Here is a 26,836-nt window from a genome sequence, read left to right as displayed (position 1 = left end):
AAGGACCTTCGGTGAGTGCTAGTTAGAAATTTGTCGTTTTTAGCCGGAGCCGCTTTTGTCGTCTGATTGGGCAACCGAGTTTTGCTTAGTTTATAAGGGTTTGTGAGCCAAACTCCGACAAATATCGATACCAGCGCTCCGACAAATATAAATTCGCCCCCCATTATCAATAGCTGAGCAGCAGACTTGCGGAACACAGCAAGAACAGCTACCTTGTTCTTGATTTGTTTCAGAATCGCCTTTTTCAAGGCAGTAAGGGCCAGCCATGCTGACGCGCAAACAGCACGAATTGCTCCGCTTCATTCATGAGCGGCTGCGTGAAACCGGGGTTCCGCCGTCCTTCGACGAGATGAAGGACGCTCTGGATCTCAAGTCCAAGTCCGGCATCCACCGCCTGATCACTGCGCTCGAGGAGCGCGGCTTCATCCGCCGCCTGCCGAACCGGGCCCGGGCGCTGGAAGTGATCCGTCTGCCCGAGAGCACCAGCGGGGCCGGCACCCAGCGGCGCTTTACGCCGAGCGTGGTCGAGGGTGGCTTAGCTGGCAAGGCCAAGGCTGCGCCCCAGCCAGCTTCGGATCCGCGAGATCGGGAAATGTCAATTCCGGTCATGGGCCGGATCGCGGCCGGCACACCGATCTCCGCGATCCAGACCCGCAGCCACTCCATCACACTCTCGGGCGACTTCCTGGCCCAGGGCGATCACTTCGCTCTCGAGGTCCGTGGCGACTCGATGGTGGAAGCCGGCATTCTCGACGGCGACCTCGTGGTGATCCGCCGGCAGGACAATGCCAATACGGGCGACATCATCGTGGCTCTCATCGACGATGAGGAAGCGACCCTGAAGCGCTTCCGCCGCCGGGGCTCCTCTATCGCTCTGGAGGCCGCCAATCAGGCCTATGAGACCCGCGTGCTTGGTCCCGACCGGGTCAAGATCCAGGGCAAGCTCGTCAGTCTGGTTCGCCGGTACTGATCTCGTCTTCGGGAAAATCCTGCTCAGGGACAGGCCTTGCAGGCCTCGGCCTCCCCTGAGCGAGAACCCCATCAGTCGGGATTGACCGGCTATCAGGCCAAGCCATCGCCTCGCGCCCTTTCCTTACGGATGTGACTTCGACCGTGTCGGGGCTGAAGCGCAGTGTCGTTGCTCCGCGCTCCTTCAGCGCAGCACCGTCCACAATGAAAGGCCGGCGGCATGTCGGCGGGGCTTGCAGTCGCGTGACGATCACGTTCGCCCGACGGCAATCCTCCTCGAATGCCGCGTAGTCCTGAACGAAGGCAATCCGCCGTCCATCTCCGGCAATCACAATGCAACCGGCGCTGTCGCAGCGTGCCTCGCGCCTGAGGCTGGCATCATCCGCATTCCTTGCATCGCCATCGGCGCGCATCCATTGCTCGGTCACGAAGCCCGATGGCCGCCCGACAAGGGTGAGCTGTCCTCGAGCGCCGCGAATGGCAGCCCCTGCCCCCTCCCGGTCGATGAAGATGTCGTAGCGATCCGGGACAGTCGTGAAGGCAAGCCCAATTCCGGCCGGCAGCAGAGCTATCCATCGCAGCGACGAGGCTGGGATGGCCATAACGAGCAGGCTCAGGCTCAGGAACGCCAGTGCGCCGATGCTCAGCGCCGGCACCACCATGGTCGAGCCGCTGAAGGATCCGACCCAGGTCGAAACCGCAAGCACCTGCTCGACAGCCGCTCCCATCACCTGCCAGATGGGTCGGTCGAGGCCGAACGGATAGGCCAGCACGCCCAGAACGGCCGAGGGCATGACCACAACCGAGACCAGCGGCAGGGCGAGCGCATTGCCGATGAGACCGTATGGGTTGAGCGACTGGAAGTGATAGGCGGCAAAGGGCGCCGTAGCGATGCTGGCAACCAGGGTCGTGGTCACGAGCCCGAGCATCACCCGTCCGACCCAGCGGAAACCTCGTTCGAGAATAGTTGTAGGTGTCCCGTCGCCAGGTTTTCGCTGCATCAGAGGCACCAGGGCCATCATGGCGGCGACTGCTCCGAACGACATCTGAAAGCTCGGACCCAGCAGCGCCTCGGGCTCGCGGGCGAGAACGATGAGAGCGGCGATCGAGAGATTGCGGATGCTCAGCGCAGGACGGTCCACCAGCACCGCGCCGAACATCACGAGGGTCATGATGAGCGAGCGCTCGGTCGCCACATCGGAGCCCGAGAAGATGCAGTAGATCGTCGCGCCGATCATCGCCGCCACGGCGGCAATTTTCTTCACCGGCCAGAGCAGCGCAATTGTCGACCCCAGAGACAGAAATGACCGAACTAGCCAGAAGAATGTGCCGGCGGCCAGCACCATGTGGAGACCGGAGATGGACACGATGTGATAGATCCCGGCTCCGCGCAGGATGTCATTCGTAGCCTCCGGAATGAGCCCGCGCTTACCGGTCACCAAGGCGGCCCCGACACCACCGGCCGCACCGCCGATGGACGTTGCAATGCGTTGGGTCAACGCATTGCGAGCTTCGTCCACTTGCGCTGCTACCTGCAGCGACCAGTCCGGCAGCTTCGGCGGATCGACGACCCGCCGCACCTGCCCCACCATCGAGCCGACGGCACCTATCCCCTTGTAATAGGCGTCTCGGGCGAAATCGTAGCCGCCGGGCCACGCCGCTTCCGGTGGCGGCAGCAGGCGAGCGGTGCCGGTGACGAACTGCCCGGCCGTCAGCCCTGCCCCGGCGCGCACCGACACGCGCACGAGACGCGGACGCTCAGTCTCCGCAACATCCTTCATCTCAATGATCCGGATGAGAAGCCTCTGTCCCTCCTCCCGGTCCTCCACAGCCTCGACGGAACCTTTGATCGTCGTGATGGTGATGCGGGTGAGAGCCGGAGCCGCGACGATCCGGGTACGGATTACGCCAGCCGAAAAGCCTGCGAAGACGGCAGAGAGAGCGATCATGGCGACCAGCACCGTCATGTTCCGGCGCAGGGCGATGCCTGCCACACCGCAAACGGCAAAAGCTCCCAACGGCGCCCAAAGGGCGGGTGCGCCATCGGCTTGGAAGAACAGAAGGATGCCGACGCCGAAACAGACGGGGATCCAGGGGAAAAGCCGGCGCTGCTCGATCTCGTGAACGACGGCCTTCAACAGCCAGCCGCGCCCATCGAGGAGCCTCCACTCGATGCTGGCGTTCCAGGACCGGTGCAACGCCATGGCCCGCGCCGTGCTGCGCGGGATCCTCACGGGTTCTCCTTGGTTGTCTTCCATCATGGCTTCGGCTTAACGCGGGTTCGGTTGCATGCTAGACGACCGCACGCTCCGGCCCAAGCCGCCCTGTGGATTGAGTCGGACGGCCGCGGATTGAAACGCGCCCATTCAAGATTTCTTAGTCAAGGTTCCCCTGCGATGACCGTCGTCACCCGCTTCGCCCCCTCTCCCACCGGCTTTCTCCATATCGGGGGGGGACGCACGGCCCTGTTCAACTGGCTCTATGCCAAGCGGCATGGGGGCAAGATGCTGCTGCGCATCGAGGACACGGACCGGGAGCGTTCAACGGACGCGGCCATCGCGGCCATTCTCGACGGGCTGCAATGGCTCGGCCTCGATTGGGACGGTGACGTGGTCTATCAATTCTCCCGCGCGGCCCGTCACAAGGAGGTGGCCGAGAGCCTGCTGGCCCAAGGCCGCGCCTATTACTGCTTCGCCTCCCAGCAAGAACTGGAAGAGATGCGCGAGTCCGCCCGCAAGGAGGGTCGGCCCCTGCGCTATGACGGCCGCTGGCGTGATCGGGACCCGTCCGAGGCGCCGGCTGGCGTGAAGCCGGTAATCCGCCTGAAGGCGCCCACCGAGGGCGAGACGGTGGTAGAAGACGAAGTTCAAGGCCGCGTGGTTTGGCAGAACAAGGATCTCGACGACCTCGTGCTCCTGCGTTCCGATGGCACGCCCACCTACATGCTTGCCGTGGTGGTGGACGACCACGACATGGACGTCACCCATGTTATCCGAGGTGACGATCACCTGACCAATGCGGCGCGCCAGACGCAGATCTACCAGGCGCTGGGCTGGGATGTGCCCAAGATGGCGCATATCCCGCTCATCCACGGGCCGGACGGGGCCAAGCTCTCCAAGCGCCATGGCGCATTGGGCGTCGAGGCGTATCGCAGCATGGGTTACTTGCCCGAGGCTATGCGCAACTATCTCGTGCGCCTCGGCTGGAGCCATGGCGATCAGGAGATGTTCTCCACCCAGGAGATGATCGATGCTTTCGATCTCGGCAGTATCGGCCGTTCCCCGGCCCGCTTCGACTTCGCGAAGCTCGAGAACCTCAACGGGCATTACATGCGCCAAGCCGATGACGAGCGGCTGGTGCAGGCTTTGGAGGATCTGCTGCCGGAATTGGACAAGGACGAGCACCATCTCGGCCGCACCTTCAAGCCTGCTCTACGGCAGAAGCTGATCGCCGCGATGCCGGGCCTCAAAGAGCGCGCCAAGACTCTCGTGGAACTGCTCGACAGCGCCTATTACCTCTATGCCCAGCGGCCGCTTCATCTCGACGAGAAAGCCGCCAGCCTGTTGGCTGATGGCCGCACACGCCTCGATGGGATTGCGGAGAAGCTTGAGGCTGTTTCCGGCTGGTCGGCCCAGAGCGTGGAAGCCGTCGTGCGCGAGCATGCGGAAGCTCTCGGGGCGAAGCTCGGGCAAGTGGCGCAGCCGCTCCGGGCGGCACTGACCGGGCGCGCGACATCGCCAGGGCTCTTCGACGTGATGGCGGTTCTTGGCAAGGATGAAACCCTGTTGCGACTGCGCGACCAGACCAAGGATGCACCCGCTGCATAGCGGGCAAATCTCACCTTTAGACGTGCTTGCCCCCTCCCTATGGATAAGCTACCGAAGGCGCCATAAACCGACCGACCGGCAAACCCTGGTTCGGCAACCCCGAGGGTCTACTCCGCTCCCCCGGTTGCTCTAGGTTCTGCCCGGCCTCCTTTTGAAAGGGCCATGACGCATGAGTTCCAGCTCCAGCACCATTTCTGTCGACGGGAAGTCCGTGGAACTGCCGGTAAAAGAAGGCACCATCGGCCCGAGCGTCGTCGATATTTCCAAGCTTTATGGCCAGACGGGGATGTTCACCTACGACCCCGGCTTCACCTCCACGGCGGCCACAGAGTCGAAGATCACCTATATCGACGGCGACAAGGGCATTCTGCTCTATCGCGGCTACCCGATCGATCAGCTCGCCGAGCATGGCGACTTCCTCGAGACCTGCTACCTGCTCCTCTACGGAGAGCTGCCGACCGCCGCCCAGAAGGCCGATTTCGATTACCGCGTCACGCGCCACACCATGGTGCACGACCAGATGAACCGGTTCTTCACCGGCTTCCGGCGCGATGCGCACCCGATGGCGATCATGGTCGCCTGCGTCGGGGCCCTGTCGGCCTTCTACCACGACTCCACGGACATCTCGGATCCGCACCAACGCATGATCGCGTCCATGCGCATGATTGCCAAGATGCCGACGCTGGCTGCCATGGCGTACAAGTACTCCATCGGCCAGCCCTTCGTGTATCCGCAGAACGACCTGGACTACACCTCCAACTTCCTGAAGATGTGCTTCGCGGTTCCGGCCGAGGAGTACAAGGTCAACCCGGTGCTCTCGCGGGCGCTGGACCGGATCTTCATCCTGCACGCCGATCACGAGCAGAACGCCTCGACCTCGACCGTGCGTCTCGCCGGCTCTTCGGGTGCAAACCCGTTCGCCTGCATCGCGGCCGGCATCGCCTGCCTGTGGGGACCTGCCCACGGCGGCGCCAATGAGGCGGCCCTCAAGATGCTGGAGGAGATCGGCACGCCGGATCGCATTCCGGAATACATCGCAAAGGCGAAGGACAAGAACGATCCGTTCCGCCTTATGGGCTTCGGCCACCGGGTCTACAAGAACTACGATCCGCGCGCGCGCATCATGCAGAAGACCACCCACGAGGTGCTCAACGAGCTCGGCATCAAGGACGACCCGCTCCTCGACGTGGCCGTGGAACTCGAGCAGATTGCCCTCAAGGACGAGTATTTCGTCGAGAAGAAGCTCTACCCGAACATCGACTTCTACTCGGGCATCACCCTTAAGGCGATGGGATTCCCAACCTCCATGTTCACCGTGCTGTTCGCGCTGGCCCGCACGGTCGGCTGGATCGCCCAGTGGAGCGAGATGATCGAGGATCCGTCCCAGCGCATCGGACGTCCCCGCCAGCTCTACACGGGTGCGGCAGAGCGCGACTACGTGACGGTCGCCCAGCGCGGATAAGAACTTGTCCGAGATGAACAGAAAAGGGGCCGAAAGGCCCCTTTTTCATGTCTGACGGCAGGTGTCAGCATTGTCCCCGCTCGCTTAGAGCAGCTCAGATGCGAGTGGACAGAACCTCTTCCACGATCCGGGCAGCCCGTTCGCTCGGTACTTCATCGCCAATCTTCATGAGAGTATCGAGCTTGCCGAATGCTTCGATCTGCCTTTGGCGTTCCGGCGTATCGCTAAGCAACGGCAGGAGCGCCTCGGTCAGCTTCTCCGGAGTGCAGTCCCACTGGATGAGTTCCGGAATGACGCTCTCACTGAGCACCAAGTTTGTAAGCACGATGGAAGGCGCCTTGATCAGATATTTCAACACTTCCTCGATCTTCGAAACCCGGTAGGCCACCGCCATCGGCACGCCAGAGAGCCCGAGCTCCAGCGTGACGGTGCCTGAAGCGGCCAACGCTGCATCGGCCTGCCGGAAAGCAGCCCATTTGGCCGCTTCTCCCTCGACGATCTGCGGCTTCACGCTCCACGACTCCGCCCGCGTTCTAATCTCATGAGCGAGATGGGACACAGCCGGAATGGTGACCTCGAACGGGCGCGGAGAATGCTCCTTCAGCAGGGCCAGGGCTGCACCGAACGGCTCCATGAGACGGCTCACCTCGGAGCGGCGGCTGCCAGGGAGAACGAGCAACTTGATCGGTTCGCCCGCACTGCCACCGCGCTCCCCAGGAGCGGGCCTGATCTCGGCAAGGCGCTCGATGAGCGGGTGGCCGACATAGGTTGTGGGAGGGCCGCCAAGACGCCGATGCGCCTCAGGCTCGAAGGGCAGCAGGGCCAGGAGGTGATCGACATAGGCGCGCATTTTCGGAGCGCGTCCCGGACGCCATGCCCAGACGGAGGGGCTGACGTAATCGACAATGGGAATGTCGGGCGCGCGCCGGCGCACGGCTTTGGCGACACGGTGGGTGAAATCCGGGCTGTCGATGATGACCAGCATGTCGGGCTTTGCCGCCACCGCTGCATCTGCCGTCATCCGTATGCGTTTGAGAATAGCAGGCAGCCGCGCAATCACGGCGGAAAAGCCCATGACGGCGATCTCCTCCAGGGGGAAGAGAGAGTTCAGACCTTCTTTCGCCATGGCGTGCCCACCGACGCCGCCGAAGCGCAGGCGCTCAGCTCCGAGACGCGCCTTGAGGGAGCGCATCAGCTTGGCTCCGAGCTGGTCGCCTGACTCCTCGCCCGACACGATCCAGATCGTCAGCGGCTTCCTGTCAGCCAAGAGGCTTCTCCATCCAGGGCAGATCGACGGCAACGACGAAGAGACCGAGGCGGTCGGCCGTCTGCAGGGTGTCCTCCTGCTCCAGCACGAAGGTGGATCCCGCGCCGATGGCAATGCCGGCAAGTCCTGCCTTCGCCGCCTCTGCAATGGTGCGTGGGCCAATGGTCGGCATGTCGACACGTAGATCCTGACCGCGCTTGGCGGCCTTGATCAGCACACCGCCTTCCTCGCGACGGCGAAGGCCGAACCAGGACTGGCGCAGGCCCCTCACCCGGCGGATCATGCGGTCGGTGCCTTCGGGTCCCTCGATGGCCAGGACATGCCTGCGGTCGACGACGGCTCCTTGCCCAATATCGAAATCCGACAGGGAGGCGAGAAGCTCTAGCCCGAAGGCAATGGCCTCATGATCATCGATTCCCGGCTGCCGCGCACCGGAGAGCGTATTGGAGGCCACGAGATCAGGGGCAAGCTCGTGGGCACCCACGACCCGGTGCCCTCGCTCCTCCAGGAGCATCACGGCACCGCGCAGCACCTGATCGTCCCCGCGGGCGATAACCTCCCTCACCTCATGCCTGTTGCGAAGCAATGAGTAAGCGCTCAGCAGCGCGGAGAATCCGGGTCGACGCACAGCTCCGACGAGGGAGACGGCCTGCGGCCGCCAGCTCTCGAGGGTGCTCATGATGGTCTTGAGATCGAGAAGATCGACAGTGGCGTTGGCGCGGCGCTGCAGCTCGGCCTCCGCAAAGCCGCGAAAGGCCAAGACTCGGACTTCCTGCCCCGTCCGCTCCAGATGGCTCAAGAGCTGGATGGGAAGCTGCCCGGCCCCGGCGAGGATTGCGATGGGGCCTTGGGGCATCATCCGGCTGAACTAACGGGATCCCGCGGCGTGCAGACCGCCCTGTCGCCACCCGCACGGATGAAATCGAGAATCTCGTGCACGAAGGGGTGGCTTTCGAACTCGCCGGCAACGTCCTCGACACGCTCGGCCAGGGTTCCTTCATCCGCGAAGAGAAGCCGGTAGGCGCGCCGGATCTCGTGGATCTGCTCGCGGGTGAAGCCGCGACGGCGCAGGCCGATGATGTTGAGGCCGGCGAGATGCGCCCGGTTGCCCATGGCCATGCCATAGGGGATCAAGTCGTTCTCCAGGCCCGACATGCCTCCCACAAAGGCGTGGGATCCGACGCGGGCGAACTGGATCACCGCGGAGGCGCCGCCGAAGATCACGAAATTGCCCACCGTCACGTGGCCCGCGAGCATGACGTTGTTGGACAGGATGCAGTCGTTCCCGACCTTGGTGTCGTGACCCACATGGGAGCCGGCCAGGAAGGCGCAGCGATCGCCGATAATCGTACGAAGGCCGCCGCCCTCGGTGCCGGGATTCATGGTCACGCCTTCGCGGATCATGCAATCGGCACCGATCTCAAGCGTCGAGGCTTCGCCCTTGTATTTCAGATCCTGCGGGATGTGGCCAATTGAGGCGAACGGAAAGATCCTGGTCCGGGGACCGATGGTGGTGCGTCCTGCCAGAGCCACATGGCTCAGGAGCTGGCAGCCCTCGCTGAGTTCCACCTCGGGACCTACCGTGCAGAACGGGCCGATCTTCACGCCCGGACCGATCTTGGCGCCGTCCTCGATGACAGCGCTCGGATGAATCACTGTTTCCATCAGTCGTTCACCAGCATGGCGCTGACTTCGGCCTCGCAGACAAGCACACCATCGACCTTTGCCTCGCCCCTATACCACCACATGTTGCGGCGGTTGTTCAGCTTGCGCATGTGGAACTCGACCCGGTCCCCCGGCTCCACCGGCTTGCGGAACTTCACCTTGTCGATCGTCATGAAAAACACCTGCTTAGGCTTGGCCATCTGGGCCATCTTGGCCTTCACGCAGATGGCCCCCGCCGTCTGAGCCATCGCCTCGATGAGAAAGACGCCCGGGAAGATCGGACGCGAGGGGAAATGGCCCGTGAATTGTGGCTCATTGAAGGTGACATTCTTGATGCCGATGCACGAATTGTCGCCGTCGATCTCGATGATCTTGTCGACTAGGAGAAAGGGATACCGGTGCGGCAGCAACTCCAGGATCTCCATAATATCGGCGGTTTGAAGCGTGGTGGGCGCTTCGGACATGACGGGAACTCCGAACGGTAAGAAATGCCTTCAAAAAACGTTATGAAGACGCGTCGTCGTCTTTGGCGGAATCGCCCTGGGATGCAAGCTTTTTCAGCGCCGTGATCTCGCGGAACCACTCTCGCATGGGCCTTGCGGGAATGCCCCCCCAGCGGGCTCCCGCCGGGACATCACCGTTGACGCCGCTGGTGGCCGCAATCTGGGCGCCCATGCCGATCCGGACATGGCCCTTCACGGCCACCTGGCCGCCGATGGCAGCATAATCCTCAACGGTGGTCGAGCCGGCGATGCCGACCTGAGCCACGATCACGCAATGACGGCCGATCACTACGTTATGGGCAATCTGGACAAGATTATCGATCTTGGTGCCCTCGCCGATCACCGTATCGCGGCTCGCACCCCGGTCGACCGTCGTATTCGCCCCGATCTCCACGTCGTCCTGGATGATGACGCGCCCGACCTGCGGCACCTTCAGATGCCCCTGCGGCCCCATGGCAAAGCCGAAGCCATCCTGACCGATCCGGACGCCCGGATGGAGAATGACCCGGTTGCCGAGATAGGCATGAGTAACGGTCACGTTCGCCGCGATGGAGCAGTCCCGTCCGATCCTCACGCTGGGCCCGATCACCGAATGGGCGCCGATCAGGGTGCCCGATCCAATCTCAGCATGCGGCCCGATGACGGCGCCCGGATCGACGCGCACGCCATGCTCGATCCTTGCGGAAGGGTGGACAAAGGAGCCGGGAGACACTCCGGCCGCAGCAAAGGAGGATTCCGGCTTCATGGCGGACGGGAACAGAATTGCCAGGACCTGAGCAAAAATCCGATAGGCCTGAGGTGTGACCAGAGCAACCGTGCCGGGCGGCACCTTGGAGGCATAGCGTGGCGTCACCAGGCAGGCTGTGGCTCGGGTTGCCGCCAGAGCCCCAACATAAGCAGGGTTATCCATATAGGCGAGATCGCCGGGACCTGCATTCTCGAGAGGGGCGACTCCACGAAGCAAAAACTCCCCGTCGGTGCCGTCGGGGAGCGCTACATTGGCCATCTCCGCCACCTGACGCAGGTTCAACGTCTGGCTTTGCGGGAAGAAGTGCGATTCAGCCATGAAAATTAAGTGAGGGCGCCATTCGGCGCCCTCCCCGATTAGAAGCGCGTGCCACCCGTGAAGCGGAAGGCCTGGGTGCGGTCGCCGCCGATCCTGGTGCCGTCCGCAAGGGCGATACCCTCTTCCTTGGTGAGGGCGAACGCATAGTCGAAGCGGATCGGGCCAAGGGGCGAGGTCCACAGGATCGAAGCACCCACCGACGAGCGCAGCTTGCTGCTGTCGAAGACATCGATGGATTCATCGTCGAACGTGGTTGGGCCGTCATAACCGAAAAGCGTGCCGGCATCGGCGAAGACAGCACCTCTCAAGCCCAACTCACGCGGCAGAGCGGGAATTGGGAACTGCACTTCAAGCGAACCACCGAAATAGGTGGTGCCGCCGAGCGCATTCGCCTTGCTGTCAGCGGTCGAGATGTCACGTGGGCCGATGCCGTTCGGTGCGAAACCACGCACCAGGGATGGGCCCATGAAGAATTGGTCGATGATGCGCAGATCACCACCTTCACCACCATTGTCGCCGAAGCCCATGATGTGACCGCCCTGAACGCGGGCAATACCGACCACGTCCTCATAGAGTTCGCGGTAGTAGCGAGCGTCGCCGGTCACACGGAAGTAGTGGGAATCACCGCCGAGTCCGGCAAAGTCCGTCTTGACCTCGCCATAGAAGCCGTTGCGGGGATTACGGGTGCTGTCGAGGGTGTTGTAGTTGAAGGTCAGGCCCGCCAGGGAGGTAATCGTCTCGCCCTGCGCGTCCTTGATAGCGAGGGATGCCTCACCATTCCCCTCACAGAATGAACGAACAGGATTACCGGCGCCGTCCACTTGGGTGTAACCGGGGATCGGGAACGAGCAGTCGTTATACGGACGATCCTCATCGTTCGGGATCGTAATTTCCTGCTGGTAGAGCGAGTACCGGGCCGTGACCGTGAACTCTTCCGTGATCGGAAGACCCAGGCGCAGCGTGCCGCCGGTCATGCGATTTTCGTAGCGGGAGTACTGAGTTTGGTCGCTGAACTTCGAGAACAGGTCGATACCCGCCGACATGCGGTAGCCCAGGAAGTACGGCTCGGTGAACGAGAAGTCGACACCGTGGGCGCGCTGGCCGAGCTGGCCTGCAAGGCGCACAAACTGGCCGCGACCCAGGAAGTTGGTCTCGGTCACGGAGACTTCGCCGATGAAGCCGTCGGCCGTCGAATAGCCGCCCGAGATCGAGAATGCGCCGGTGGACTGATCCTCCACATCCACGTTCACGACGACGCGGTCAGCCGACGAGCCAGGCTCGTTGGAGATGCGGACCCGCTTGAAGTAGCCGAGATTGTTCAGGCGGCGCTCGGCCCGGTCGACAAGAACCTGGTTATAGGCGTCGCCCTCGCCGAGCTCGAACTCGCGGCGGATGACATAGTCGCGGGTGCGGCTGTTGCCACGCACGTTGATCCGCTCGATGTAGATCCGCGGAGCCTCCTCGACCACATAGGTGAGGCTGATCGTGCGGGTCGACGGATCGCGGGCGCCGACCGGTCGCACTAAGGCGAAGGGATTGCCCTGACGTGCGACATTAGCGGTAAGATTTTGAACCGACTTCTCGACGGCGTCAGCATTGTAAACAGAACCTTCCGAAGTCGAGACTCCCCGGCGAATAGCCTCGGGATCCACTCCGGGAAGCCGGGGATCGACACTTACGCTGCCGACCCGGTACTGCTCACCCTCTTCCACTGCAATGGTGATGACATAGCCACCGCCATTGGCGTCGAACGCGACGTCGTTGGAGACGATGCGGAAATCCGCATAACCGTTCTTCAGGTAATAGCGGCGGACCAGTTCCAGATCGTTCGCGAGGCGGTCCGGATCATAAACGTCAGTGCTCTTCAGGAAGCTCAGGAGGTTCGTCTCGGTCGTCTGCATCACGCCGCGCAGGCGGCTCGACGAGACCTGGTTGTTCCCGACGAACCGGATTTCCTTCACGCCGGTCTTGTCACCTTCGACGACCGTGTAGACCACGTCCACCGTGCCGTTGGGGAGATCGACCACACGGGGCGTGACCTGGGCAAGTCCCCGGCCCGACTGCCGGTAAATCTCAAGAATGCGCCCAACGTCGGCATCCACGGCGGCCTGGTTGTAGGGAGCTCGGGCACGGGCCTGGAACTGATCCTGGAAGGCTGCGCTCTCGATCTTTTTGTTCCCTTCGACCACCACGCGGTTGACGATAGGGCCCTGCGCGGCCGAAGCACGGCGATTCCTTGGGGCCACCTGCTGCGCGAAGGCGCTCTCCGCGACAGTAACTCCGGCCATCAGCGCGCTGATGGCGATAACGGCAGTGGTGGCCGGCTTCTTCCGGCGAGGCGTGGTCGTCGACATCATCAACTGGCCCGTTCTTTGTCTTTAATCCCTAGCGAGGGTATCCCCGCAGGCTGGAGACGAGTGCCCCCAACCTTATCCATGTGAAGCGCTTGTACAAACTTTCGCCGCTATTGCAAACGGCGCGTCCACAACAGAGTAGCGATTTTTATCCTGCGTGGCGTCCTTGTCACGATCCCGGGCTCATAAAACTGGTGCCAAGGTGAACAAGATCATTCCAAGTGGCGAACAGCATGAGCATCGCCACCAGGGCAAATCCGATTCTGAAGCCAATTTCCTGGGCTTTCTCACTCAGAGGACGGCCGCGCACGGCCTCAATGGCATAGAACAGAAGGTGGCCGCCATCCAGCAGGGGAATGGGAAAAAGGTTAATGAGACCGATGGAAACCGACATGAAGCCGATCAGGCTGACAAGGCTGTAGACCCCGCCGATGTCAAAAGCGGTTCCGGAAGCCCTGGCGATTCCAATGGGCCCCGAGAGCTGATCGGCCGATTCCACCCCCATCACCAGACGGCGGATAAAATTGATTGTCCGCTCGACGAGGTTCCAGGTCTCGACCACGGCAGCCTTCACGGCACCCCAGGGAGAATAGGTCAGGCGCTTGACGGCCGAAGGGTCTCGGGACACCTCAACGCCTAGGAGGCCAATCCGCTGCTTGCCGAAAGGACTGGTCCGTTCGACGAAGTTCGGCGTTGCCGTCAAGGGAACCGTTTGCCCATTGCGCTCCACCGTGAACGCGAGCGGCTCGCCCCCGCTGGAGCTCACGATGAGCTGCATGTCGGCAAAGGTCTGGATGACCCTGCCGTCGACGGTCAGAATCAGGTCCTTGGGCTGAAAACCAGCCTTCTCGGCCGCGCTGCCAGCCTGAACCGCCTCGATCCGCGGCTCCAGAACCGCCCGTCCATTGAAGTAGTTGAAGCCCGCAAAGATCGCGATCGCCAGGATGAAGTTGGCGATCGGCCCCGCCGCCACGATGGCAGCCCGCTTAGCGACATTCTGGTGAGGGAAGCTGATGGCACGCTGCTCGACCGGCATCTGATCGAGCTGGCCCTGGTCCGGCACGCTGGCGGCGTTGAGATCGCCAACGAACTTCACGTACCCTCCCAGAGGAATGGCACAGAGCTTCCACCGCGTCCCCTTCCTGTCCGTCCAGCCTGCCAGTTCGGGTCCGAAGCCGATGGAGAAGGCGGTCACGCCAACCCCGCACAGGCGACCGACCCAGAAATGGCCGAACTCGTGGACGAAAACCACGACCGTGAGCACGACGAGGAAAGCGATCAGAGTCAGGAACAGGGAGCCTGTTGCACCACCGATCATCGAGAGAAAGTCCATCTGTGTTCCTTTCGCGCCCTATCGAAGCTGCACGGCTTCGACAGGGGCTGGAATGAGCCTGCGCGCCATCGCCCGGGCCTCCTGATCGATAGCCAGGGCCTCCGCGACGGTCGACAGGGTTGAAATCTGTCTTCCGGAAAAAGTCGAGCAAACCCGCTCAACAATTTCGGAAATATCGTAAAATCCGATTGCGCCCGCCATATAGGCCCCGACGGCGATCTCGTTGGCGGCATTCAAGACCGTGGGCATAGCCCCTCCGGCCCTGAGCGCCGCCTTTGCCAAGGACAGGCACGGGAAACGGTCGTCATCGGGCCGCTCGAAGCTTAAACGGCCAATCGCGGCAAGATCGAGACGAGGCAGGTCCATTCTCAGGCGCCCGTCGCCCCGCAGAGCATTGGCAATCGGTACCTTCATGTCGGGCAGGGCGAGCCCTGCCGTCACGGCGCCATCGGTCCATTGAACCAAGCCGTGGACGATGGCCTCCGGGTGGACAAGCACGTCGAGACGGTCTGCGCCGAGACCGAACAGATGATGAGCCTCGATCAACTCGAGGCCCTTGTTCATCAAGGTCGCGGAGTCGATGTTGATCTTCGAACCCATGGACCAGACCGGATGGGCCGAGGCCTCTTTGGCACTGGCCTTGGCAATCTGCTCTCTCGGGGTGTTGCGGAACGGCCCGCCTGTCGCGGTGATGATTGCCTTTTCCACATCGCCATTGCGGCCGGCCGCAAGGGCTTGGTCCAGGGCGTTGTGCTCGGAATCGACCGGCATGATCTCGGCACCGACGCGGCGCGCATCGGCCATGAAGGCGTCGCCGGCACAGACGAGGCTTTCCTTGTTGGCGAGGGCAATCCGCCTCCCCGGCTTCAGAGCGGCATGGGTCGGGGCGAGGCCTGCGGTTCCGCTGATGGCAGCGAGAACAATGTCCGCCTCGCGCTTGGCAGCCTCCAACACGGCCGTCTGCCCTGCTCCACTGTCGATTCCGGTGCCGGAGAGTGCCTGTCGCAGGGCTTCACCGCCGCGCTCGTCGGCAAGGGCTGCAAACTTTGCTCCGAGCCGACGGGCGACCTCCGCCAGGGCTAGGGCATCGCGGCCGCCCACAACAGCCTCAACCCTGAACGCGTCGCGGTGAGCCAGCACAACATCCGCCGTCGAACGGCCGATCGAGCCGGTTGCTCCAAGGATCGTGAGGGAACGGGTCATCAAGGCCTATACGGTGGGATCAAGGGTCAACAGACCAAGGGCGACGATGAGACAGACAGCCCAGAAGCCATCAAGTCGATCCATGACTCCGCCATGGCCCGGAATGAGATGGCTCGAATCCTTGACCTGGCAATGGCGCTTGAGTGCCGACTCGCCTAGATCGCCAACCTGACTGCAAATGGACGCAACAATGGAAAGAGCGGCAATGCCAGGAAACGTCAGAGGCAGGGTGATGTCATAACGCTGACCGATCCAGGCTACGAGGAGCCCGCCTGCCGTTGCCGCAACGACCCCGCCGATGAAGCCCGACCAGGTTTTCTTGGGGCTGATTGGAGGGCAGAGCTTCGGCCCCCCTAAGGTACGACCCGTGAAATAAGCCGCGATATCGGTGGCCCACACCACGGCGAACATCCAAAGGAGACCGAGGATCCCAAGATCAGGATGAGCGCGCACGATGGGTGGGATGAGGACAATCGGGGCTGCATAGATAAAGCTGGAAACGGTCCATATTCGCTTCTGAGCACCGGACACCACAAAGGCGCCGATGGCCAGGAAGGCGAGGCTTACGGCAAGGGAAAGCCACAACCTGACATCGAGCAGGAACAGAAGTGTCATGGCTGCAAGGCCGAGACCGAGAATGACCTGAACAAGCCGCCGGGGCTCAATCCCCGTCATATCGGTCCATTCCACCACGATGGCGATCCCAGCCGCCAGCCAGAACAGGGCAAAGGCCCAGCCGCCAAGATAGGCCGTGAGGAGCGCGGCAGCCACCATGACGAGAGCGGACAGAACTCTGGTCGTCAGCTCCTTGGAGGGGACCGGCTTGGGGTGAGGCGGCGATGAGCCTTCGTCCACAACCATCGTCAGACAGCCCGAGCGCTCAGCCCGCCAAACCGGCGGTCGCGCCTGCAATACTCGTCAATGGCGGATTGGAAGGCGGTCTCGTCGAAATCAGGCCAGTAGCACGGCAGGAAGACAAACTCGGAATAGGCTGTCTGCCAAGTCAGGAAGTTCGAGACCCGCTGCTCGCCGGATGTCCTGATGACGAGATCCGGATCCGGTATGCCATGGGTATCGAGAGCCGCCTCGACGGAATCCATATCGATATCGGCTGGATTGAGGCTGCCGTCCTTCACCCTTCGGGCCAGCGCCCGCATGGCGCTCACGATCTCCTGCCGCCCACCATAATTGAACGCGATCACCAGGGTCAGACCCGTGTTGGAACGGGTGAGCTGTTCGGCCTCGTCCAGGAGGAGGCGGATGTCCGATGCCAGGCCCTCTCGCTCGCCGATGATCCTGACCCGGATGTTGTTGGCGTGAAGCTCGGCCAGATCGTGCCGGACGAAGCGCTTGAGGAGGCCCATGAGATCTGAGACCTCTTCAGCCGGGCGCCGCCAGTTTTCAGCGGAGAAGCTGTAGACGGTCAGGTACCGGATCCCCAGGGCTCCCGCCGTACGGACGGCGCGGCGGATCGCCTCGACACCGCGCCGGTGCCCCTCAAAGCGCGGCAGGCCCCGTTGAGCAGCCCAGCGGCCATTCCCATCCATGATGATGGCAACGTGGGCCGGCATCCCCTCGCCTGCTTCCCTGCAGGCAAAGGCTGGATCCAACCGTTTGGCTTCGCCGCTCATGATGTCCTGTTCCGATGCACGCCTTAAGGATCAGACGTGCATGATTTCCTTTTCCTTGGCGACCAAAATGCTGTCGACCTCGGCCACGAACTGATCCGTTGCCTTCTGCACCTGGTCGGCATGACGCGTGCCGTCATCCTCGCTGATCGCGCTGTCCTTCTCAAGCTTCTTGAGGAGGTCGAGACCGTCGCGGCGCACGTGCCGAACGGCGATCTTCGCCTCTTCGGCATATTTGTGCGCGACCTTCACCATTTCCTTGCGGCGCTGCTCGTTCATCTCAGGGATGCGCAGGCGGATCACTTGGCCTTCCGTCTGGGGATTGAGGCCAAGATCCGACTCGCGGATCGCCTTTTCCACGGCGGCGACCATGCCTCGGTCCCAGACCTGGACGCTGAGCAGGCGCGGCTCCGGCACGTTGACGGTGGCCACCTGCGAGATCGGCATCGATGCGCCATAGGCATCGATCTGGATCGGATCGAGCAGGTTCGGGGAGGCGCGTCCCGTCCTGAGACTGGCCAAGTCGTTCTTGAATGCGTTGATGGCGCCCTGCATGCGGCGCTTCACATCGGCGATATCAAAGGTCGTAGCCATCGGTTTTGTCCTTACGCGAACTATCTAAACGGGCTTACGCCCCCCAGGGTCCAGCATCAAGACCCTTGGATCAAGGGGCGACAACCGTGGAGGGCACTTTCCCCTGGAGAAGAGCCGTCACGGAGCTGGGAGCATGCACCGAGCCCACAATAATCGACAATCTGCTCTCGCGAGCCAACGCGAAGGCGGCCGTATCCATCACCTTCAAGTCCCTGGCGATCGCCTCGTCATGGGTCAGGCGGTCGAATCGCACCGCATCCGGGTCCTTCTTGGGATCGGCCGAGTAGACGCCGTCCACCTGTGTCGCCTTGAGCACCGCATCGCAGCGCAGTTCCGCGGCACGCAGGACAGCGGCGGTGTCGGTGGTGAAAAACGGGTTGCCGGTCCCGCCGGCCAGAACCACCACCTGGCCTTTGTCCAGGTGGTGCAGGGCGGGCTGGCGGGCATAGGTCTCGCAGATCGTCGGCATGGAAACCGCCGACATGGTGCGGGCCGGAACGCCGGCGGCGTTCAGGGCCGTCTCGACGGCGAGAGAGTTCATGACCGTGCCGAGCATGCCCATGGAATCGGCGGTGGGACGGTCGATCCACCCGGCGGCGCTCATGCGGGCGCCGCGAATGATGTTGCCGCCGCCGATGACGACGGCGATCTCGAAGCCGGCGCGTGTGGCCTGGGCCAGATCCTCTGCCAGAGAGGTCAGGATCTGAGGATCGAGCCAGTAGCCGTCGGGGGCCATGAGGGCCTCGCCTGAGAGCTTCACCAGGATGCGCCGGAACGTTGCCATCATCAGACCTTTCTTTTCGAACCCTCTCATGAAAACGGCGGCTGAGGAGCCGCCGTTTTGCTTAAGGTCGACTTAGGCCTTGAGACCGGCCTGGGCTGCGACTTCCGCCGCGAAGTCCGGAGCCTCTTCCTTCTCAATGCCCTCGCCGAGGGCATAGCGGACGAAGGCCTTCAGGGTGACCGGCTTGCCGGCCTTGGACTCGGCTTCCTTGAGCACCTGGGTCACGGTCTTGGAAGGATCGTGCACGAAGGGCTGCTCAAGGAGCGTGACTTCCTTGAAGTAGCTCTTCAGTCCGCTCTCGATGATCTTCTGCATGACATTGTCGGGCTTGCCGGCATTCTTGTCACGCAGAATGGCGCTCTCGCGCTCGATGGTGGTTTGATCAACGCCGGAAGCGTCAAGAGCCAGCGGGCTGGTGGCAGCCACGTGCATGGCGATCTGGCGACCGAGGGCGCCGAGAACGGTCACGTCACCTTCAGACTCAAGTGCCACGAGCACGCCGATCTTACCGAGGCCCTCGGTGACAGCGTTGTGGACATAAGTGGCGATCACGCCCTTCGAGACTTCGAGCTTGGCGACGCGACGCAGGGTCATGTTCTCGCCGATGGTGGCGATGAGCTCCTGCAGACGGTCCTTCACGGTCGTCTGCGAACCCGGGAAGTGGGCAGCCTCGAGCGACTCGATGGTGCCGTTGCCCATGAGGCCGATTTTGGCGGCTTCACGGACGAAAGCCTGGAACCCGTCGTTGCGGGCAACGAAGTCCGTCTCGGAGTTCACCTCGAGGATCGTGGCGGTGTGGCCCGACGATTCGACGGCCACAAGGCCCTCCGCGGCCACGCGGCCAGCTTTCTTGGCAGCCTTCGAGAGGCCCTTCTTGCGGAGCCAGTCGATCGCGGCCTCCATGTCGCCATTGGTCTCGGCGAGGGCGGCCTTGCAGTCCATCATGCCGGCGCTGGTCGTCTCGCGCAGCTCTTTCACCATCGCAGCGGTAATGTTCGCCATGGCTGTTCCTTTCAAAGGTTTCTGCATAGAGGGAGCCCGGCGCTCGTGGAACGCCGGGCTCGGTCAATCGTTCAAGCGGCGCTGCAGGGTGCGGCGCCGTAAGGCTTACGCAGCAGCGGCTTCGATCATGGAGCGGGCCTGGTTGATCCAGCCATCGCGCTCGAGGCGGCCGTTCAGCTTCAGGTCCTTGTCGAGCTGAGCGGAATCGGCCGGCTGCATGGCGGCAAGCTGCCAGTAGTGGAAGATGCCGGCTTCGTTGAGCTTCTTCTCGAGCTGCGGGCCAACCCCGTTGAGCTTGGTCAGGTCGTCCGGAGCGCCGCGGGGAGCCGCCAGACGTTCGAACTGCTCACCCTCATAGGCAGGAGCCGGCGCCGGAGCCGCAGTGTCGTTGGCCGGGAGTTCCTCGGCCATCGGGTTCTCGGAAGCACCGATGTCGATACCCATGTCGCCGGCACCGCGAGAGATGCCGTCAAGGGCAGCACGGGCAACCAGATCGCAATAGAGCGCGATCGCACGGCCGGCATCGTCATTGGCCGGAACCGGGAAGGTGATGCCGTCCGGATCGCAGTTGGTGTCGACGATGGCCGCCACCGGGATACCGAGGCGCTTGGCCTCCTGGATCGCCAACTGCTCCTTGTTGGTGTCGATGACGAAGATCAGGTCGGGCGTGCCGCCCATGTCCTTGATGCCGCCGAGAGCGCGCTCGAGCTTTTCCTTCTCGCGGGCAAGCATGAGGCGCTCTTTCTTCGTGAGGCCCTGGCCGCCGCCGGCGAGGATCTCGTCGACCTTGCGCAGGCGCGAGATCGAGCCGGAAATCGTCTTCCAGTTGGTCAGCATGCCGCCGAGCCAGCGAGCGTTCACGTAATACTGCGCCGAGCGCTTAGCCGCATCGGCGACAGCATCGGCTGCCTGACGCTTGGTGCCGACGAACAGCACGCGGCCGCCCTTGGCCACGGTGTCGCTGACGGCCTGAAGGGCGCGGTGCAGCATCGGGACCGACTGAGCGAGATCGATGATGTGGATGTTGTTGCGGGTGCCAAAGATGTATTGACCCATCTTCGGGTTCCAGCGGTGGGACTGGTGGCCAAAGTGAGCGCCAGCCTCAAGAAGGCTGCGCATCGAGAATTCAGGAAGCGCCATAGTCTATTCTCCGGTTAAGCCTCCGCGGAACAGTGGACCGGACTTTCCGGCCACCGGGGGTTCCTCATGGATTCATGAGGGGATTCCGCGTGTGGGATGCGGGCGCATATAGGCGGAAAGTGGGAGGAATGCAAGCGCGACTTCCCCCTCTCCCGCAATGGGGAGAGGGGGGAGGCGGCTCAGTTCATATGCACGTCCACAACCCCCGGCACAGCCCGGAGAGCTCCGGCGATCTGAGGCGAGGCCATGTATTTGCCGGGAAGCTTGACCTCGACCTCCCGGTCGCCGTCGTCGAGAATCAGGACCAGGGAGACCTCGCCCTCTCCTCTCGCCTTCAGGCGCTCCTGCACGCTCGAAATGGGCCGCTCGTCCCGCAGAAAGATCCGCATGCCCTTCTGGTGCTTGGCGAGAGCCTCTTCGAGCGGCTCAGCAATGCCGATTCGCGCCCTCACCTCCTCGCCCTCCATCCCGGCCTGCAGCATCAGGACCACGGCGGCGCCGGGCTCGAGCACTTCGCGGAACCGCATGAGGCCTTCCGAGAAGATGATGGCTTCGAACTGCCCCGTCTGATCGGAGAGGGTGAGGATGCCCATCTTGTTGCCGGTCTTGGTCCGCCGCTCCTGACGGTCGAGCACGGTCGCGGCCACCCGCCCGACGGAGTTGCCGGCCTTCACCGAACGGCAGAACTCAACCCAGGTCTGAACCCGCAGCTTCTTGAGAAGGTCGCCGTATTCGTCGAGCGGATGGCCCGAGAGGAAGAAGCCGACCGCGTCGTATTCACGCTGCAGCCTCTCGGCCGCCGGCCAAGGCTCGTACGGTCCGATGCGCAATTGGACATCGGCCGAGGCGACGCCCCCGAACATGTCGGCCATGCCGCCATTGGCTGCCTCATGGGATTGCTGGGCAAGGCTCATCATGGCGTCGATGGACGCACAGGCCCTGGCCCGGTCCGGCTCCAGCTCGTCCAGGGCGCCGGCGGCGATCAGGTTCTCCAGCGTGCGCTTGTTGAGCATGCGCGGATTGATGCGCCGGGCGAAGTCGGCGAGATCCTTGAACGGCTTGTCCCCGCGGGCCTCGATCACGCTCTCGATGGCATGCCGGCCGACGCCTTTGACGGCGGCCAGCGCGTAGAGAATCTGCCCCTGGCCGTTCTCGTCGTACTGCACGTCGAACACCACGCCAGACCGGTTGATGGACGGCGGGATCACCTTGAAGCCAAGGCGCTGGGCCTCGCGGCGGAATTCCGACAGCTTGTCGGTGTTGTCGAGATCGAGCGTCATGGACGCGGCCAGGAACTCGACCGGATGATTGGCCTTCAGATAGGCCGTCTGGAACGCAACGAGCGCGTAGGCCGCCGCGTGGCTCTTGTTGAAGCCGTAATCCGCGAACTTGGCGAGCAGGTCGAAAATCTCGTTGGCCTTCGCCTTGTCGAGACCGCCCTCCTTCGCACCGGACACGAAACGCTCGCGCTGGGCGTCCATCTCGGCCTTGATCTTCTTGCCCATGGCGCGGCGCAGAAGGTCCGCGTCGCCGAGCGAGTAGCCGGAGAGGACCTTTGCCACCTCCATCACCTGTTCCTGATAGACGATGATGCCGAAGGTCTCGCGCAGGATCGGCTCGAGCTTGTCGTGGGAATACCAATCCTTCTTGTTGCGCTCGTCCTTTCCGAGCTTGCGCGCGCAATAGACCGGGATGTTCGCCATCGGGCCCGGACGATAGAGCGCCACGAGGGCGATGATGTCCTCGAAACGGTCCGCCTCCATCTCGACGAGGGCTTTCCGCATGCCCGCCGATTCCACCTGGAACACGCCGACCGTCTCGCCGCGCTGGAGCATCTCGTAGGTCTTGCGGTCGTCGAGGGGCAGTGCCGAGAGGTCAACTTCGATACCCTTGCGGCGAATGAGATCGATCGCCGCGCGCAGGACGGTGAGCGTCTTGAGCCCCAGGAAGTCGAACTTCACAAGGCCTGCCTGCTCGACCCATTTCATGTTGTACTGGGTCACGCGCATACCGGTCTTCGGGTCTCGATAGAGCGGCACCAGTTCCTGCAGCGGACGGTCGCCGATCACAACGCCGGCCGCGTGGGTCGACGCGTGCCGGTGCAGGCCCTCGAGCTTCTGCGCGATATCAAGCATGCGCTTGACGACGGGCTCTTCGTCGATGGCCGCCTGCAGCTTCGGCTCGCCTTCGATGGCCTGGGCGAGCGTCACCGGATTGGCCGGGTTCTGCGGCACGAGCTTGGTGAGTTTGTCCACCTGGCCGTAGGGCATCTCTAGCACGCGACCGACGTCGCGTAGCACGCCACGGGCGAGCAGCGTACCGAAGGTGATGATCTGGGCGACCTGCTCCTCGCCATAGCGCTGCTGCACGTATTGGATCACGCGCTCGCGCCCATCGACGCAGAAGTCGATGTCGAAGTCCGGCATCGACACGCGTTCCGGATTCAGGAAGCGCTCGAAGAGAAGGCTGAACCGCAGGGGATCGAGGTCGGTGATGGTGAGTGCATAGGCAACGAGTGAACCCGCACCGGAACCACGGCCCGGGCCCACCGGGATGTCGTGATCCTTCGCCCACTTGATGAAGTCGGCCACGATCAGGAAGTAGCCGGGGAACTGCATCTTGCGGATGATGCCGACCTCGAAGGCAAGGCGGTCGCGATATTCCTGCTCCGTCAACCCAGGCGCTGGGCCATGGGCGGCAAGGCGCTTGGCAAGACCTTCTTCCGCCTGACGCTGCAACTCCTCCCCTTCGTCGAGAGTGGCGGCATCGGGGCCAGTGCCGAAACTCGGCAGGATAGGCTTGCGGGTCTTCACGCGCGTCGCGCAGCGCATGGCGATCTCAACGCTCGCCTGCAGCGCATCCGGCAGGTCCGCGAACAGTTCCATCATCTGCTGACGGGTCTTGAAGTGGTGCTCCGGCGAGAGGCGGCGGCGATCCGGGTTGGAGACGATCTGCCCTTCCGCAATGGCGAGCAACGCATCATGCGCCTCGTAGTCCTTCGTCGCCGAGAAGAAGGGTTCGTTGGCGGCAACGATGGGCAGACCATTGCGGTCCGCAAGCGTCAACAACTCGCCCTCGATCAGGCGCTCGTCTTCCAATCCATGACGCTGGATTTCGACATAAAGCTGATGGCCGAAAGCTTCCTTCAAGATATCGAGCCGAGCCTGCGCCAGATCTTGACGTCCACCAGTGCGCAGGGCGCTGTCGAGGGGGCCCGTGAAGCCACCTGTTAGCGCAATGATTCCTTCGCTGTGAACTGAGAGGGCGGGGGCGGCAACGCGCGGGTTTTCTCCCAGCGGCACACCGAAATAGGCGTGGCTCACGAGGCGCATGAGGTTGCGATAGCCCTCCTCGTTCTGCGCCAGCAGCACGATGTTGGCGGGCTGGGGCACCACGCGAGCCGCCGGGTCCGCCTCCTCGAAGCAGACCGAGAGCTGAACGCCGGCGATGGGTTGGATGCCGGAGCCCGCCATCTTCTCGGAGAACTCGAGGGCGCCGAAGAGGTTGTTGGTGTCGGTGAGCGCCAATGCCGGCTGCTTGTCGGCGGCAGCAAGTTTCGCCAGTTGCGCGATCTTCAGGGCACCCTCGAGCAGCGAATACGAGGAGTGGACGTGCAGATGAACGAAGCCAATATCGTGAAGAATGCGCGCCATGAAACTCTACTCACTCAATGGCACGCATAGTGACACGATTCTTGCTAAGGAAGCCTAACCCTGGACGTTGAGGAACATGTTCCTGTGAATCAGCGTGGGTTGTTGTGGATTCCGGGTATCAAGCGATGGGAGAAAGAACCAGAGCCCAGATTGCCACGGCCGATCCGAACATAGCTAGCGAAGCGATTTCGGCGGTGGTCTCGATGATGAAGCGAAGCATGGTTTGATCTCCGTGTTCCCAATATGTTCATATTTGTTCATTGGATGTTCTGTGTAAAGCCTGTGCAGAGCCCGGCTTCGGGACGGAGTCAATAAAGCGTAAAGGCGCGATCAAGCGCAGATAGGCGCGCTTAGAAGACGCCTATTCCGATCTCGGAATGAGAGAGTGAAAACTCAGGGCAGCTGAACGATCAGCCCATCGCGGATGGTTACGCGCCGATCCATGCGGGCGGCGAGATCCATGTTGTGAGTGGCGATGAGGGCCGCGAGCTTCGAGGCGCGAACGATGGCCACGAGGGTCTGGAAGACCCGGTCGGCTGTGTTCGGGTCGAGGTTGCCGGTGGGTTCGTCTGCCAGCAGCAGGCGCGGGGCGTTGGCAACCGCGCGGGCGATGGCGACGCGCTGCTGCTCGCCGCCGGAGAGTTCGCCAGGGCGGTGGTCGAGGCGTTTGCCCAAACCCAAGAAGGTCAGGAGCTGCCTGCCCCGATCCTGTGCTTCAGACTTTGACAGGCCGCGGATGAGCTGCGGGATCACCACGTTTTCCAGAGCAGAGAACTCCGGCAGGAGGTGATGGAACTGGTAAATAAAGCCGAGTTCTTCACGCCTGACGCGGGTGCGGTCCTGGTCGTTCATGGCGGCTGTCTGCTTCGAGCCGACGGAGACCTCGCCGCCGTCCGGCTTTTCAAGGAGGCCTGCCACATGAAGCAGGGTCGACTTGCCCGTGCCGGAAGGCGCCACGAGCGCCACGATCTCGCCCGGCCAGATTGCAAGGTCTGCGCCGCGCAGCACTTCAAGGAAGCTGTCCCCTTGCGGGTAGCGGCGCTCGACTTTCGACAGGAACAAGGCGGGTTGGGACTGGACTGGCGACATACTCAACCGTAACGCAACGCTTCGACGGGATCGAGTTTGGCGGCCCGCCAGGACGGATAGAGGGTCGCGAGCAGCGACAGCACCATAGCCATGATTAGGATGGTCGCCACTTCAGTCGGATTCACATCAGCCGGAAGGCGGCTCAGGAAGTAGAGTTCGGCCGGAAAGAGATTCGTGCTCGTGAGCCGCGAGATGACATCGCGGATGGTCTCGACATTGAGCGCCAGCAGAAGACCGAGGCCGAAACCTGCGATCGTTCCCACGATGCCAATGGAGGCGCCCGTGATGAGGAACACGCGCATGATGGAGCCACGTGTGGCGCCCATCGTCCGCAGAATAGCGATGTCCTCAGACTTGTCTTTCACCAGCATGATGAGACCGGAGATGATGTTGAGCGCCGCCACCAGCACGATGAGCGTGAGGATCAGGAACATAACGTTGCGCTCGACTTCGAGGGCGCCGAAGAACGTGCGGTTGCGCTGGCGCCAGTCGGTCATCAGGATCGGGCGGCCCGCCGCCTCATCGATGGCCATGCGTGCTTCGTCCACCCGGTCGGCATTCTCGAGGTAAACCTCGATCAGTTGCACGTCGCCCTGGCGGTTGAAGTAATTCTGCGCTTCCGTGAGCGGCATGAACACGAAGGTGGAGTCGAACTCCGACATGCCGATCTCGAAGATCGCCTTCACCGGATACCCCTTCACCCGCGGCGCCGTGCCGAAGGGCGTGGAGGCACCACGCGGCGTGATGAGCGTAAAGGTATCGCCCGCCTGGAGTGACAGCGCATCGGCGAGACGCCGGCCGATCGCAACCCCCTCGCCTTCCTCGAAGTTCTCGAGCGTGCCTTGGCGAATGTTGCCGGAGATATGCTCGATCTTCTGCAGGTCCTCAGGGCGAATGCCGCGCACGAGAACGCCGCTGCCGTTGTACTGCGACGAGCCGAAGGCCTGCCCCTCGACCAGCGGAATGGCGCGCCGGACACCCGGCACGGCGGCAATGCGCGCAGCCACCTCCGGATAATCGGTCAGCGGGCTTTCTATCGGTGCCACGAAGATATGGCCGTTGATGCCGACGATCTTGTCGAGCAGCTCCTTGCGGAAGCCGTTCATGACCGAGAGCACTACGATCAGCGTAGCGACCCCGAGCATGATCCCAAGAAACGAGAAACCGGCGATGACCGAGACGAAGCCTTCCCGCCGACGCGTGCGCAGGTAACGCCCGGCGAGCATCCACTCGAAGAGTGAGAAGGGTTTTGTCCCTGACGGTGTTGCTTTGGCTTCCGGTGCCTTGGCCATGGGGG

The 26,836-nt window shown here is 62.8% G+C and carries 21 protein-coding genes; 3 read left to right on the top strand and 18 right to left on the bottom strand.

Annotated elements, in window-relative coordinates; translation table 11 throughout:
- The first annotated feature begins 265 nt into the window (after window positions 1-265).
- A complete protein-coding gene (gene lexA / locus VB618_RS09740; RefSeq protein ID WP_329796420.1) occupies window positions 266-970 on the top strand; it encodes a transcriptional repressor LexA in 705 nt (234 codons plus the stop codon).
- On the opposite strand, the gene VB618_RS09735 is transcribed toward lexA, so the two are convergent.
- Window positions 948-3,203 carry a ComEC/Rec2 family competence protein gene (locus tag VB618_RS09735; RefSeq protein WP_329796419.1) on the bottom strand — a complete coding sequence of 752 codons (2,256 nt, stop codon included), beginning with the start codon at window positions 3,201-3,203 and terminating at the stop codon, window positions 948-950. The two genes, lexA and VB618_RS09735, sit on opposite strands and share 23 nt — an antisense overlap.
- 162 nt (window positions 3,204-3,365) lie before the next feature.
- Between VB618_RS09735 and gltX the strand changes: the two genes are divergently transcribed.
- Together gltX and gltA are read left to right on the top strand one after the other, a co-directional pair.
- Window positions 3,366-4,796 carry a glutamate--tRNA ligase gene (gltX, locus tag VB618_RS09730; protein ID WP_329796418.1) on the top strand — a complete coding sequence of 477 codons (1,431 nt, stop codon included), beginning with the start codon at window positions 3,366-3,368 and terminating at the stop codon, window positions 4,794-4,796.
- Window positions 4,797-4,965: 169 nt separating this feature from the next.
- On the top strand, window positions 4,966-6,258 hold the full coding sequence (gene gltA, locus VB618_RS09725) for a citrate synthase (protein WP_329796417.1): 1,293 nt from the start codon (window positions 4,966-4,968) through the stop codon (window positions 6,256-6,258).
- Between the two features lie 94 nt (window positions 6,259-6,352).
- Here gltA and lpxB read toward each other — a convergent pair whose 3' ends face one another.
- The 17 genes from lpxB to VB618_RS09640 form a co-directional block, all read right to left on the bottom strand.
- On the bottom strand, window positions 6,353-7,525 hold the full coding sequence (gene lpxB, locus VB618_RS09720) for a lipid-A-disaccharide synthase (RefSeq protein WP_329796416.1): 1,173 nt from the start codon (window positions 7,523-7,525) through the stop codon (window positions 6,353-6,355).
- Window positions 7,518-8,381, bottom strand: a complete 864-nt coding sequence (locus VB618_RS09715) for an LpxI family protein (RefSeq protein ID WP_329796415.1) — start codon at window positions 8,379-8,381, stop codon at window positions 7,518-7,520. Before VB618_RS09715 ends, lpxB begins: the two co-directional genes overlap by 8 nt.
- Window positions 8,381-9,193 carry an acyl-ACP--UDP-N-acetylglucosamine O-acyltransferase gene (lpxA, locus tag VB618_RS09710; protein ID WP_442931744.1) on the bottom strand — a complete coding sequence of 271 codons (813 nt, stop codon included), beginning with the start codon at window positions 9,191-9,193 and terminating at the stop codon, window positions 8,381-8,383. The genes VB618_RS09715 and lpxA overlap by 1 nt, the downstream gene beginning before the upstream one ends.
- Entirely contained in the window at window positions 9,190-9,654 is a 465-nt protein-coding gene (fabZ, locus tag VB618_RS09705) for a 3-hydroxyacyl-ACP dehydratase FabZ (protein ID WP_329796413.1), read from the bottom strand. The genes lpxA and fabZ overlap by 4 nt, the downstream gene beginning before the upstream one ends.
- Window positions 9,655-9,694: 40 nt before the next feature.
- Window positions 9,695-10,759, bottom strand: coding sequence for a UDP-3-O-(3-hydroxymyristoyl)glucosamine N-acyltransferase (gene lpxD / locus VB618_RS09700; RefSeq protein WP_329796412.1), 1,065 nt, complete (start codon window positions 10,757-10,759; stop codon window positions 9,695-9,697).
- Window positions 10,760-10,797: 38 nt separating this feature from the next.
- Entirely contained in the window at window positions 10,798-13,116 is a 2,319-nt protein-coding gene (gene bamA / locus VB618_RS09695) for an outer membrane protein assembly factor BamA (RefSeq protein ID WP_329796411.1), read from the bottom strand.
- A 166-nt stretch (window positions 13,117-13,282) separates the two neighbouring features.
- Window positions 13,283-14,446 carry an RIP metalloprotease RseP gene (rseP, locus tag VB618_RS09690; protein WP_329796410.1) on the bottom strand — a complete coding sequence of 388 codons (1,164 nt, stop codon included), beginning with the start codon at window positions 14,444-14,446 and terminating at the stop codon, window positions 13,283-13,285.
- A gap of 18 nt (window positions 14,447-14,464) precedes the next feature.
- Window positions 14,465-15,649, bottom strand: coding sequence for a 1-deoxy-D-xylulose-5-phosphate reductoisomerase (gene dxr / locus VB618_RS09685; protein WP_329796409.1), 1,185 nt, complete (start codon window positions 15,647-15,649; stop codon window positions 14,465-14,467).
- A gap of 6 nt (window positions 15,650-15,655) precedes the next feature.
- The gene (locus VB618_RS09680) at window positions 15,656-16,510 is read right to left on the bottom strand and encodes a phosphatidate cytidylyltransferase (RefSeq protein WP_329796408.1); all 855 of its coding nucleotides are present in this window, start codon (window positions 16,508-16,510) and stop codon (window positions 15,656-15,658) included.
- Between the two features lie 2 nt (window positions 16,511-16,512).
- Window positions 16,513-17,220, bottom strand: a complete 708-nt coding sequence (locus VB618_RS09675; protein ID WP_329796407.1) for an isoprenyl transferase — start codon at window positions 17,218-17,220, stop codon at window positions 16,513-16,515.
- Between the two features lie 90 nt (window positions 17,221-17,310).
- Window positions 17,311-17,871, bottom strand: a complete 561-nt coding sequence (gene frr, locus VB618_RS09670) for a ribosome recycling factor (RefSeq protein ID WP_329796406.1) — start codon at window positions 17,869-17,871, stop codon at window positions 17,311-17,313.
- Between the two features lie 70 nt (window positions 17,872-17,941).
- Complete coding sequence (pyrH, locus tag VB618_RS09665) at window positions 17,942-18,655, bottom strand: UMP kinase (RefSeq protein WP_442931743.1); 714 nt, start codon at window positions 18,653-18,655, stop codon at window positions 17,942-17,944.
- A 72-nt stretch (window positions 18,656-18,727) separates the two neighbouring features.
- Window positions 18,728-19,657: a translation elongation factor Ts gene (gene tsf, locus VB618_RS09660; protein WP_329796404.1), complete on the bottom strand. Its 930-nt coding sequence runs from the start codon at window positions 19,655-19,657 to the stop codon at window positions 18,728-18,730.
- A 105-nt stretch (window positions 19,658-19,762) separates the two neighbouring features.
- Window positions 19,763-20,797, bottom strand: a complete 1,035-nt coding sequence (locus VB618_RS09655; protein WP_329796403.1) for a 30S ribosomal protein S2 — start codon at window positions 20,795-20,797, stop codon at window positions 19,763-19,765.
- Window positions 20,798-20,976: 179 nt separating this feature from the next.
- Window positions 20,977-24,450 (bottom strand): DNA polymerase III subunit alpha, encoded by a 3,474-nt coding sequence (gene dnaE / locus VB618_RS09650; protein WP_329796402.1) that lies wholly within the window; start codon window positions 24,448-24,450, stop codon window positions 20,977-20,979.
- 393 nt (window positions 24,451-24,843) lie between these two features.
- Complete coding sequence (locus VB618_RS09645) at window positions 24,844-25,539, bottom strand: ABC transporter ATP-binding protein (protein ID WP_329796401.1); 696 nt, start codon at window positions 25,537-25,539, stop codon at window positions 24,844-24,846.
- Between the two features lie 2 nt (window positions 25,540-25,541).
- Window positions 25,542-26,831, bottom strand: a complete 1,290-nt coding sequence (locus VB618_RS09640; protein WP_329796400.1) for a lipoprotein-releasing ABC transporter permease subunit — start codon at window positions 26,829-26,831, stop codon at window positions 25,542-25,544.
- Window positions 26,832-26,836: the final 5 nt, after the last annotated feature.

This window comes from Microvirga sp. CF3062, from assembly GCF_036314045.1.
Lineage (GTDB): Bacteria > Pseudomonadota > Alphaproteobacteria > Rhizobiales > Beijerinckiaceae > Microvirga.
The sequence above is the reverse complement of the archived record's forward strand: the minus strand, read 5'-3'. Positions and strand labels throughout refer to the sequence as shown.

Bases quoted from the DNA above. Each gene is read 5' to 3' on its own strand.
- lexA (WP_329796420.1), top strand. From the start codon at position 266: ATGCTGACGCGCAAACAGCACGAATTGCTCCGCTTCATTCATGAGCGG.
- gltX (WP_329796418.1), top strand. From the start codon at position 3,366: ATGACCGTCGTCACCCGCTTCGCCCCCTCTCCCACCGGCTTTCTCCAT.
- gltA (WP_329796417.1), top strand. From the start codon at position 4,966: ATGAGTTCCAGCTCCAGCACCATTTCTGTCGACGGGAAGTCCGTGGAA.
- VB618_RS09715 (WP_329796415.1), bottom strand. From the start codon at position 8,381: ATGCCCCAAGGCCCCATCGCAATCCTCGCCGGGGCCGGGCAGCTTCCC.
- fabZ (WP_329796413.1), bottom strand. From the start codon at position 9,654: ATGTCCGAAGCGCCCACCACGCTTCAAACCGCCGATATTATGGAGATC.
- lpxD (WP_329796412.1), bottom strand. From the start codon at position 10,759: ATGGCTGAATCGCACTTCTTCCCGCAAAGCCAGACGTTGAACCTGCGT.
- bamA (WP_329796411.1), bottom strand. From the start codon at position 13,116: ATGATGTCGACGACCACGCCTCGCCGGAAGAAGCCGGCCACCACTGCC.
- rseP (WP_329796410.1), bottom strand. From the start codon at position 14,446: ATGGACTTTCTCTCGATGATCGGTGGTGCAACAGGCTCCCTGTTCCTG.
- dxr (WP_329796409.1), bottom strand. From the start codon at position 15,649: ATGACCCGTTCCCTCACGATCCTTGGAGCAACCGGCTCGATCGGCCGT.
- VB618_RS09680 (WP_329796408.1), bottom strand. From the start codon at position 16,510: ATGGTTGTGGACGAAGGCTCATCGCCGCCTCACCCCAAGCCGGTCCCC.
- VB618_RS09675 (WP_329796407.1), bottom strand. From the start codon at position 17,220: ATGCCGGCCCACGTTGCCATCATCATGGATGGGAATGGCCGCTGGGCT.
- frr (WP_329796406.1), bottom strand. From the start codon at position 17,871: ATGGCTACGACCTTTGATATCGCCGATGTGAAGCGCCGCATGCAGGGC.
- pyrH (WP_442931743.1), bottom strand. From the start codon at position 18,655: ATGGCAACGTTCCGGCGCATCCTGGTGAAGCTCTCAGGCGAGGCCCTC.
- tsf (WP_329796404.1), bottom strand. From the start codon at position 19,657: ATGGCGAACATTACCGCTGCGATGGTGAAAGAGCTGCGCGAGACGACC.
- VB618_RS09655 (WP_329796403.1), bottom strand. From the start codon at position 20,797: ATGGCGCTTCCTGAATTCTCGATGCGCAGCCTTCTTGAGGCTGGCGCT.
- dnaE (WP_329796402.1), bottom strand. From the start codon at position 24,450: ATGGCGCGCATTCTTCACGATATTGGCTTCGTTCATCTGCACGTCCAC.
- VB618_RS09645 (WP_329796401.1), bottom strand. From the start codon at position 25,539: ATGTCGCCAGTCCAGTCCCAACCCGCCTTGTTCCTGTCGAAAGTCGAG.
- VB618_RS09640 (WP_329796400.1), bottom strand. From the start codon at position 26,831: ATGGCCAAGGCACCGGAAGCCAAAGCAACACCGTCAGGGACAAAACCC.